9 protein-coding genes are annotated in these 10,244 nt (G+C 54.5%); 1 reads left to right on the top strand and 8 read right to left on the bottom strand.

The genetic code is table 11. The features are described from left to right. Nucleotides 1-99 precede the first annotated feature (99 nt). From QEH59_RS04880 to nifE, 3 genes are read right to left on the bottom strand one after another with little or no spacing between them, the layout of a single operon-like run. The gene (locus QEH59_RS04880) at nt 100-1,410 is read right to left on the bottom strand and encodes a radical SAM protein (protein ID WP_308984232.1); all 1,311 of its coding nucleotides are present in this window, start codon (nt 1,408-1,410) and stop codon (nt 100-102) included. A 27-nt stretch (nt 1,411-1,437) separates the two neighbouring features. Further along, nucleotides 1,438-2,841: a nitrogenase component 1 gene (locus tag QEH59_RS04875; RefSeq protein WP_308984231.1), complete on the bottom strand. Its 1,404-nt coding sequence runs from the start codon at nt 2,839-2,841 to the stop codon at nt 1,438-1,440. Continuing rightward, on the bottom strand, nt 2,838-4,232 hold the full coding sequence (nifE, locus tag QEH59_RS04870) for a nitrogenase iron-molybdenum cofactor biosynthesis protein NifE (RefSeq protein ID WP_308984230.1): 1,395 nt from the start codon (nt 4,230-4,232) through the stop codon (nt 2,838-2,840). Before nifE ends, QEH59_RS04875 begins: the two co-directional genes overlap by 4 nt. 140 nt (nt 4,233-4,372) lie before the next feature. Between nifE and QEH59_RS04865 the strand changes: the two genes are divergently transcribed. After that, nucleotides 4,373-4,783: a four helix bundle protein gene (locus QEH59_RS04865; protein ID WP_308984229.1), complete on the top strand. Its 411-nt coding sequence runs from the start codon at nt 4,373-4,375 to the stop codon at nt 4,781-4,783. A 109-nt stretch (nt 4,784-4,892) separates the two neighbouring features. Here QEH59_RS04865 and QEH59_RS04860 read toward each other — a convergent pair whose 3' ends face one another. The 5 genes from QEH59_RS04860 to nifH all read right to left on the bottom strand — a co-directional run bounded on the left by QEH59_RS04860 (nt 4,893) and on the right by nifH (nt 10,006). Then, on the bottom strand, nt 4,893-5,393 hold the full coding sequence (locus QEH59_RS04860) for a ferritin (RefSeq protein WP_308984228.1): 501 nt from the start codon (nt 5,391-5,393) through the stop codon (nt 4,893-4,895). A 126-nt stretch (nt 5,394-5,519) separates the two neighbouring features. After that, nucleotides 5,520-5,960 (bottom strand): Dps family protein, encoded by a 441-nt coding sequence (locus QEH59_RS04855; protein ID WP_308984227.1) that lies wholly within the window; start codon nt 5,958-5,960, stop codon nt 5,520-5,522. Nucleotides 5,961-6,003: 43 nt separating this feature from the next. Continuing rightward, complete coding sequence (gene nifK, locus QEH59_RS04850) at nt 6,004-7,377, bottom strand: nitrogenase molybdenum-iron protein subunit beta (protein ID WP_308984226.1); 1,374 nt, start codon at nt 7,375-7,377, stop codon at nt 6,004-6,006. 38 nt (nt 7,378-7,415) lie between these two features. Beyond that, nucleotides 7,416-9,080 carry a nitrogenase molybdenum-iron protein alpha chain gene (gene nifD / locus QEH59_RS04845; RefSeq protein WP_308984225.1) on the bottom strand — a complete coding sequence of 555 codons (1,665 nt, stop codon included), beginning with the start codon at nt 9,078-9,080 and terminating at the stop codon, nt 7,416-7,418. Between the two features lie 101 nt (nt 9,081-9,181). Beyond that, a complete protein-coding gene (nifH, locus tag QEH59_RS04840) occupies nt 9,182-10,006 on the bottom strand; it encodes a nitrogenase iron protein (protein ID WP_345785325.1) in 825 nt (274 codons plus the stop codon). Nucleotides 10,007-10,244 lie beyond the last annotated feature (238 nt).

Genomic DNA, 10,244 nt, shown 5'->3' with positions numbered 1-10,244 from the left:
GTTCTTATTGATGTTCGTAGATGATGTGGGGTTTTGCATAAGTTTGTCACTGTAGCGTTTCCACGCTCCTGATAAACTCCCATGTCATCTACCTTGTATTTAGCCGCAGCCGGTGCCGTCACCGCCGCAGGTGACGCCAGCACCGCAGGATTTGAATTCGCGCCGCAGAGAGGGGGCGAGTTCCTGGGCGTGGAAGATATGGCTGAGGCCATTATCGATCATGCCGGCCATTTCGATGACTTGAATGCCCGCTTTGGTGAGTGCATTTTTGGGCGAAGAGCCCGCTGCGTTGACGAGAATCGCGCGGCAATCATTGAGGCTGTCGGAGAGCGCTCCCCAGCGGTTGTCACGTCCGCCAGGAGCCGGGGCGGGACGGGTCTCGATTTGGATGAACTCTTCTTCGTCTTCTGGATCGATGCCGAAGATGGTGAACTCGCGAGCCTCACCGAGATGTTGGTTGACCAACATGCCTTCGCGGGTGGCCACTGCCACGTAAGGGCGGTTCTCCTTGGGATTAATGGGGAGGCGCGAGCACGATTGGATGAGTTCGTGGATGTCTTCAGACATTGGCTCGCTGAGCTTGCCAATCGCATCGGCACGGCAGCGCGCGCAGTGTGTCATTTGGTTGACGTAGTCGCCACACTTCAGGCGCAGTGCGAAGCGCATCTTGGCGTCGGGCTCGGTCAAATTTTCAAACGCGGTGTCCTTGGTGGGGAGCAGCGGAATGCAGTTCATGATGTCGGCCCCCATGCCAGAGACTTGTTTGGCAATTTCCGGGATGTGCTCGTCGTTGACGCCAGGGACGATGATCGAGTTGATCTTGGCAATCATGCCGTATTGCTTGATCCAGCGGATGGCTTGCAGTTGCTTCTCGATCATTAGTTCGCCAGCAGCTGTGCCACGGTAGATGCGGGTATTGTCACGAGCCCAAGCGTAGATCTTGCCCGCGACTTCGGGGTCGGTGCCGTTCATGGTGATCGTGACATGGCTGACCTGTAGCTCTGCGAGTTGCTTAACGTAGTCTTCGGTCAAGCCCAGCCCGTTGGTGGATAGGCATAGGATGATTTCGGGGAAGGCCTCACGCACCAGACGAAACGTTTCCATGGTGGCCTCTGCATTGGCAAAAGGATCTCCAGGGCCTGCGATGCCGACCACAGCAATGTCGTCCCGCTTCTCCATGATCTTTTCGAGATAGGCGAGCGCTTGACCGGGGGATAGCACGGTGGAGGTGACGCCGGGGCGGCTTTCGTTGACGCAGTCGAAGTCGCGGTTGCAGTAGTTGCACTGAATGTTGCACTTCGGAGCGACGGGCAGGTGAATGCGCCCGTGGGTCGAACAAGCCTCCTTGTTGAAGCAAGGATGGTTGTCTAAGTTAATTTTTGAAGGTTTCGGTGCGTCGTTTGTGCTCATGGTATAAATGCTTTTAATGAGTGATGGTTATAGGTAGCTGTATCCAGTTTCCGAATACTCTTGTTTAGCTTCGAGGAAGGCGTTGACCACGCGGTCGAATATTTGCTGAGTGCCGCGGTAGCCGACATAGAGTTGGCGCTGGCCGCCGATGCGGTCGTGAATAGGGAAGCCACAGCGTAGTAGTGGGATGCCTAATTCACGCGCGAGAGGGTAGCCCTTGCTGGAGCCGATTAAGAGGTCTGGCTTGCGCTCGCGGGTCCGGCTCGCAAGTTTGGCATGGTCGACTCCAGCGAGTGCCTCGACATCGGCCATGTCGCCTTCGATTTCGTTGTGGAGCAGCTCTTTCCATTGTGGTGTTTTGGAGCCTGTGGCGCAGAGGATGGGGCGGACGCCGATCTCGCTGAGGAAGGCGGCCATCCCAATCACAAAGTCCGGTTCGCCATAGAGGGCGGCCGTTTTTCCAGATACGTATTTATGGGCGTCGACGTAGGCATCGACCAGGCGGGCGCGTTCATCGGCGATCTCCGAGGGCATTTCGCGACCGGAGATCTCGGATAGTGAAGTGAATAGTTGGTCGCTGAGTCGAATGCCGATCGGCCAGCCGAGTGAATGGAGCGGCACGGCACAGGCACTTTCCAGATAGCTGCCAGCGCTTTGTTTCACATTCGCTTGGCTGTGGCTGAGCTCGAGTGTGGCTGTGGAGGCGCCCATTTCTTCGATCTCTTCCAGTGAAGTGCCGCCGGGAGAGATGCGGTGGTAGGCGTCCCAACTGCCGCCTTCCAGGGTGGCGTTGTAGTCTGGTAACAGTGTGCTGCTGAGCCCGTAGCGCTCGCAGAGCTCGCGTAGATGGCGCAGGTCGGCGCAGGACATCATGGCCGGGATGATGTTGACACGATGGGACAGGCGGAAATTGGACGGTAGTGCGAATTTTTTAACGATCGCCAGCGTGGTGGCAAAGTAGCCGTCGCTATGGGTGCCGCTGTAAGCCGGTGTGGATACATGCACCAGTGGGGGACCCTCCGCTTGGTGATTATCCTGATAGGTCTTGATCATGCCGAGCATGTGATCCCCGATGGTTTCAGAGAGGCAGGTGGTGGCGACGCCGATCAGTTCGGGCTGGTATTGGCTGATGACGTTTTCGATCCCCAATTCAAAATTGCGGGCACCTCCGAAGATCGCGTCGTCTTCGCTAAAGCTGGAAGAGGCGATATCGACCGGCTCGCGAAAGTGGCTGATCATGTAGCGACGGATATAGGTGGCGCAGCCTTGGCTGCCGTGTAGAAAGGGGAGGCAGCCGCGGATGCCTTTAAAGACCATGGCCGCACCCAGTGGGGCGCAGAGTTTGCAGGCGTTACGAGTGGCGGCTTCGGGCTCAGGGCCGAGGGCAGGTGTGCCTTCGGTGGTGGTGCAATCTGTATTCGTTGCGATCAATCGTTGCCTGGGTTTAGGTGGATGTTTGTTTTGAAGCTCCGGCGCGGCGCGAATTTCCAAACGGGGCTGAGCACGCTGCGGGCGACCTCATCGGCGAAGTGCAACATGCCCTCGAAGCCGGCCAGTGGGATCTTGCGCTCGTGGTTATGGTCACAGAATGCAACGCCCAGCTTGTAGGCGATGGGGCGCTCTTTGACGCCTCCGATGAAGAGATCGACGTCCTTCTCCAATACGAATTTGGCCAGTTCGAGTGGATTGGAGTCATCGACGATGACGGTGCCGGGGTCGCAGATCTCTTTGAGTTGCTCGTAATCTTCGGCGTTACCAGTCTGTGTGCCGGCTAGCACGGTTTGCATGCCGAGTGCGCGCAGTGCCAGCACGAGGGAAAAGGCCTTGAAGGCGCCTCCGACATAGAGTGCTGCTTTCTTTCCCTTCAGTTGCTTTTTATAGGCTTTGATCCTGGGCGCATACTTGGCGATTTCTTCGCGCACCAGTGCCTCGGCTCTGGCCATCATCTCGGAATCGCCGAAATGTTCTGCGGTATCGTAAAGTGCTTGAGCGGTGTCTTCGAAGCCGAAGAAGGAGACACGCTTCATGGGAATCCCGTGCTTGTCTTCCAGTAGTTTGGACAGGTGCGTCATTGAGCCGGAACATTGCACTAAATTCAGTGATGCCCCATGACAGCGACGCAGGTCATCGACGCGGCCGTCGCCGGTGATGGTGGCCACGACTTGCACGCCGATGCGTTCAAAGTATTTGCGTATCATCCAGGCCTCACCTGCGATGTTAAATTCGCCCATCAGGTTAATGCTGTGCTTTTTTATGCCATCAGTCTTAGCGGTGCCGACCAGTTTATAAGCAGCTTCGCAGGCGGCTTGGTAGCCGCTTTTTTTGGTGCCTTTAAAACCTGGAGAGTCGACGGGGATGCAGTCGATGCCAGTCATTTGCGTGACTTGTTTGCAAATGGCTTCGACGTCGTCACCGATCAAACCGACAATGCAAGTCGAATACACAAAGGCGGCTTTAGGCTTATAAAACTCGATCAACTCGATCAGCGAGGCTTTGAGTTTCTTTTCGCCGCCGAAGATCACTTCTTTTTCTGCCAGATCGGTAGAGAAACTGTTGCGATGCAATTGCGGTCCCGAGGAGAGGGCACCGCGGATGTCCCAATTATAAACGGCGCAACCGATCGGACCATGCACGATATGCAGTGCATCGGCGATGGGGTAGAGCACGACACGTGAGCCGCAGAATGCGCAGGCGCGTTGCGTGACGGCGCCGGCAGTGCTCTTGCGGTCACAAGCAAACTCCTTGCCGGATCCTTTGGTCCAGACTTGAGCCGCCCTGTCGTCAAGAACGTGGATGCTTTCGCCTGTTTGGTCTGGTGTCATATGGCTGCTGTAGCGGTAAGTGGAAGTCGGTGGGCGGGGGAGGAATGAGGAATGTGGAAACCAGAATGAGGAATGGCGGGGTAGGAATGAGGAATGTGGGAACTTGAATTAGGAAAGCTTTTGCTTGCGGTGCTTAGCTTATGCTTCGCATTGTTGACATTTCTCTTTGTTTCTGCAGTCTTGCTGCTCGGATGGATGGGGAGCGCAAGTATGACTTGGAGGAGCGGACTGCGGTCTTTGGCGAAGATGTGATTGCCTTTGCTCAGGGCATTCCGGTGAATCAAATTACGCGTTCCTTGATCGATCAGTTGGTTCGAGCGGGCACGAGTGTGGGGGCTAACTACTGCGAAGCAGACGATGCGCACACGAAAAAAGAATTTCGTCATAAGCTTTCCTATTGTCGGAAAGAATCCCGCGAGACGAAGCACTGGCTGCGTATGATGGCCAAGGCAGTTCCCGATTGTCGGGATCATTCGCTCGTATTGTGGAAAGAAGCTCATGAATTGAATCTTATTTTTTCTTCAATCATTCGAAACAGTGCCACTGATTGACTGTGCGTAGTGGCACTGTTTGAATTTTCGTAATTTTGGTTTCGGTATTCTTCATTACGCTGCGTCAGCAGCATGTCCGCGTTCCTAATTCTAGTTTCGGTATTCCTCATTACACTGCGTCAGCAGCGTTCAGTTCTTTAACGATATGACGATCGAGATTGTAAATTGCTCCGGAGCATTCGGCGCGCTTTGTCAGCGTGACCATAGTGGCTGCCCAAGACTCTTCTTCGACTTGCTCTTCAATGAGTGTTAGTAGCAGTGGATAGGAGGCAAAGTCCTGCACCTCTTGAGCAATGGCGTAGCATTGGTGAATGTTGGCGCTATTGCGTTGCTCGAGCGTTTCGGCCAGTTGCGCGACTTCAATCAGTTTGGTGAACTCGACGGTGGGTGCCTCCAGTGCAGTGAGTTTGGGCATGACACCACGGTCCAATAAGTGGCGAATAAATTTGTCTGCGTGCTCCAGTTCTTCGGCGGCTTGTGCAAAGAAGAACTTGGCGAAGCCGTTGTAGTCTTGATCGTCGCACCAGATTGCCATGGCACGATAGGCGTGAGCAGCGTAAAGCTCGTGGTTGGCTTGATCGGTGAGGGCGGCTTGGATGGAAGGATTCATTTCAACAATTTCTTGTGACGGTTATTATGAGTGGGATGAACCGGGCCCGATGACGTGTTTTTTCGTGTCATGAGTGATTTTATTGGCACGTCATTGAACCCGGGGCATCCGAAATGCCGTTTTAATTTATTTACCTAGTGTAGATTTGATTAGCCAAATCTCCTTTTCGAGTTTGATGATCAGGCCACTTAGCATGTCCTGAGTTGGAATGTCGCCTTCGGCGAGGCCCTCCGCTTTTTTCGCGGAATCGATGAAATGCTGGAAGTCCTTGATCAGGCTTTCCATCACGAAACCAGGTTTGAAATGGTCTCCGCTTTCATCTTCGAGTGTGGCTAATTCCAAATAACCACTGACTGTGGCGACCGGTTTGGCTTCCAGTTGCAGCAGGCGTTCGGCGACGTCGTCGAATAGTCCAAAGAAGTAGTCATAGTAACCTTCCGTGATTTCGTGGATCGTGTAGAACTGCATACCATAGACGTTCCAGTGATAGTTATGCAGCTTCGCGATCATGATGTGCATATCAGCCAGCATGACGTTGAGTGCTTTGGTGAGTTCGGTATTGTTCATATTAAGTTGAATCTCGTTTTGAGTGGATGTCTTGAGCGCTGATTTAGAGTACCAGTTCGATGTCTTGATCGGCATCTTCGCGGTCGCGCTTGTCAAAGAAGGCATCCGTTATTTTCTCAATCAGTCGCATGGCGCCCGTGTAACCCAGTGTTGGGAAGGCGCGGTGGCCGACACGGTCGAGGATCGGAAAGCCGAAGCGGACGAATGGAAGGTTTTCTGACTTCGCGACGAACTTGCCGTAGGTGTTGCCCATGAGCAGGTCGACCGGGTTAGCTTTGACCCATTGGTGGAGATAGTGGATGTCGCTGAAGGCGTGCACGACGACGTCTTCGTTGACTGGCTTACAGATCTCTTTGATCTTTGCCTCCCACTTCTTGCCCGGAGTGCCGGTGACGATGATGGCGGGCTCCATGCCGATCTCGACCAGGAAGCTCACCATGCTGGTGATGTGGTCCGGATCGCCGAAGATGGCGACTTTCTTCTTGTGCAGGTATTGCGACATGTCGCTGATCATATCGATCAGGCGGCCACGCTCGCGCTCCAGCTCCTTGGGCACACTGGTGTCGCCGGCGAGGCGGAGCGCATCGATGTAGGCATCGGTCGCGCTGACCCCGATCGGTAGCTCCAATACTTTGTGCGGCACATTGCACTTTTTCTCCAAGGTCGTGGCCGCCGGTGTGCTGGCCAGTGGGCCGAGTGCCAGTGTTAGGAAGCTGTCGCCCATGGCCTTGAGGTCAGCCACTGTGGTGCCACCGTCTGGATACATCTCGTATTTGCCATCCATGGCAGAGTCGAGCACGTCGGAGGTGTCGGGCGCCATGATGAACTCGACGCCGACCAAGGAAGCGAGGCGTTTAAGCTCGCGCATGTCGGCCGGTTCCACCCAGCCGGGGAAGAGGTTCATCACATTCTTTGTCTCTTCGCTGGATTCTGCCAGATATTTGACAAAGGCTTCGCATTGATTGGCGAAGCCAGTCACATGGCTGCCCACGAAGCTCGGAGTATTGGCATGGATGACGATCTTGCCCTCAGGGATGATGCCTTCGACCTTGGACTTCTTGATGATGGTTGGAATGTCGTCACCGATCACTTCGGATAGGCAGGTGGTATGCACCGCGACGATATCCGGTTGATAGATGGTGAAGATATTACTTAAGGCGGTCTTCAAGTTGGCGAGTCCGCCGAAGACGGAGGCGCCCTCAGTGAAGGAACTTGTCGTGGCGACGATCGGTTCCTTGTAGTGGCGGGTCAAATGACTGCGGTGATAGGCGCAGCAACCTTGCGAGCCGTGTGAGTGCGGCATGCACTTGTTGATCCCGAGGGCGGCATACATCGCGCCGATGGGTTGGCAGGTCTTTGCCGGGTTGACGCGAAGTGCTTTGCGCTCGCGGATTTCTGCAGTGGTTCCTTCTAACATAGTATAAGTTCTCCTGGTGTTGAGTGATCGGTTTCAGTTTATGCACCGACGGGAACTTCGGCAGTTTCCGTGGCAGGCGCGTCACCAGCCTCATGCCAGGGAGCGCGTGTGAGTTGCCAGACCTTGGACGAGGTCATGCGGTCGATCTCCTTGTAGAAATTGATCGCGCCCTTGAAGCCCGCGTAGGGGCCCCCGTAGTCATAGGAGTGGAGTTGCTTACAAGGTACCCCCATCTTCTCGATGACGTATTTATCCTTCACGCCGGAGCCGATCACGTTGGGCTTATAGAGCTCGATCAGCTTTTCCAATTCGTGGTGTGAGATGTCGTCGATGACCAGAGTGTCCTTGGCCATTTGTCGCATCATGCCCTCGTAATCTTCGAAGGTGAACCCGGCCTCTTCCAGTGACTTCTTACGTTCCGCATGGCTGGCGTTGTAGCGTTCGGGATCGGCTTCGATTTTGAGCTCTTCAATATTACGACTGTCGGCATCGACTTTGATACTTGGTAATACATCGCGACCTTCGTAGTCGTCCCGGTGGGCGAATTCGTAACCGGCGGCAATGACTTGCATACCCATGTCGTTGAACAGATCCTGATAGTGGTGTGCGCGGCTGCCACCGACGAAGAGGGCGGCTGTCTTGCCTTGCGTGCGTGTGGTCACGTCTTCAAGCACAGGGCGCACTTCGGACATTTCCTTGGCGATGACTTCCTCGACTTTGTCGATCAGTGCTTTGTCACCAAAGTATTGGGCGATCTTGCGCAGCGACTTCTTGGTGCCTTCGATGCCGATGAAGTTGACCTTGAACCATGGGATGCCGAACTTGGTCTCCATCATCTCCGCCATGTAGTTGATCGAGCGGTGGCACATGACCACGTTGAGATCCGCCATGTGGCAATTTGTGATGTCGTCGTAGCTAACGCCCCCGGAGAGAGTTCCGATGATCTTGATCCCGCAGAGCGCGAAGATGCGGTCGATCTCCCATGCGTCCCCGCCGATATTATATTCACCGAGGATATTGATCTTGTATTTGAAATCAACAGGCGTGTCGTCGAGACCGATCATGTGTTTGAACACACCGTTGTTGGCGATGTGGTGACCGGCGGATTGGCTGACACCCTTATAGCCTTCGCAAGAGAATCCGAAGACATTGATGCCGAGCTTTTCCTTCATCTTGCGGCAGACCGAGTGGATGTCGTCACCGATCAGCCCCACCGGGCAGGTGGCATAGACACTGATGGCCTTGGGCTTAAATTCGTCGTAAGCTTCTTGAATCGCTTGCTCCAGTTGCTTCTCTCCGCCGAAGACGATGTGGTCCTCCTGCATGTCAGTGGACATACTGTATTGCAGATAATTCGTTTCCCCCTCCTTGCGGATCTTATTCATATTCCGGCGGGAGAGCCAGCTATACCAGCCACAGCCAATGGGGCCGTGGGTGATGTGGAGGACGTCGTAGATCGGGCCGATGACCACACCCTTACAGCCGGCGTATGAACAACCCCGTTGGGTGATGATGCCTGGCACCGTGCGGCTATTGGCTCCGATCTCTGCGGGAGTGCTGGGAGTTTCGTTGACGAGGATTTGCTTGCTACGTTTGCGCAAGGTCTTCTTCGGATAGATGTCGAGCATTTGCTCGCGAGCCTCAGCCGCACTCGGGCCAGTGGGGCCCATGGGCGGTGTGCTTGAATTGCTTTCTTCGGACATGATAATGTGGAAATGAGAGATGATGGATTATTTGAATGGAAAAAAGGGGGCCGGGCACACTTCATGGCAGGGAGGATTCACCCGCCCCCTCGTATGGCGGCCTAGCTAAAGAGGCCGTACTCCATGAGGAGCTGTTCCAATTCTTCGATTTCGAGCGGACTGGGGATCACGCGCATCGTGTTCTTGTCGATATTCTCCGCGAGGGTGCGATACTCGCTGGCCTGGCCGCAGTCCGGATTCCAATCGATCACAGTCTTGCGATTGATTTCCGCGCGTTGCACATCGTTGTCACGTGGGACGAAGTGAATCATCTGGGTGCCGAGGCGCTTCGCAAATTCCTCGATCATTTCCGCTTCGCGGTCGCAGTTACGACTATTACAGATCAGGCCGCCCAAGCGGACGACACCCGTCTCTGCAAACTTAAGAATCCCCTTACAGATATTATTGGCTGCATACATCGCCATCATTTCACCCGAGCAGACGATATAGATTTCTTCCGCTTTACCTTCACGGATCGGCATGGCGAAACCGCCGCAGACCACGTCGCCGAGCACATCGTAGAAGACGTAATCGAGCTCGTTTTCTGCGTCGTAAGCGCCGAGCTGTTCGAGCATGTTGATGGAGGTGATGATGCCGCGGCCGGCACAGCCCACACCGGGTTCAGGTCCGCCGGATTCAACGCAGAGGCTGTTGCAGAAGCCTCCCGAGCGGATGTCTTCCAGTTCCACGTCTTCGCCTTCTTCACGCAGCGTATCGAGCACGGAGCGTTGCGCCAGGCCGCCGAGCAGTAATCGGGTGGAGTCCGCTTTCGGATCACATCCGACGACCATCACCTTCTTGCCCATTTCAGCAAGAGCGGCGACCGTGTTTTGTGTTGTAGTGGATTTGCCGATACCACCTTTCCCGTAGATGGCGACTTTGCGCATAGCTTTTTCAACGACTTTTTCTGCCGTAGGTTCTTCAAGTGTAGTGACCATAATATGTATTTGTTTTTGAGTGATGAGTGGTTGTGACTCGGAAACACTCTTAACAGACTGCGTGCCAATAATTTCATGTGTCTTGTAAGGTGCTGTTTATGAACGTGATGTATTTGTTCTGGGTTTTACTGCCTCGATTTTTCTGTTCCGAGGGCATTCTGCAGCCTCTGCTTTTCCTACATTTAGG

This window comes from Thalassobacterium sedimentorum (assembly GCF_031127905.1).
GTDB lineage: Bacteria > Verrucomicrobiota > Verrucomicrobiia > Opitutales > Coraliomargaritaceae > Thalassobacterium > Thalassobacterium sedimentorum.
This window is presented reverse-complemented; position numbering and strand designations above follow the sequence as displayed.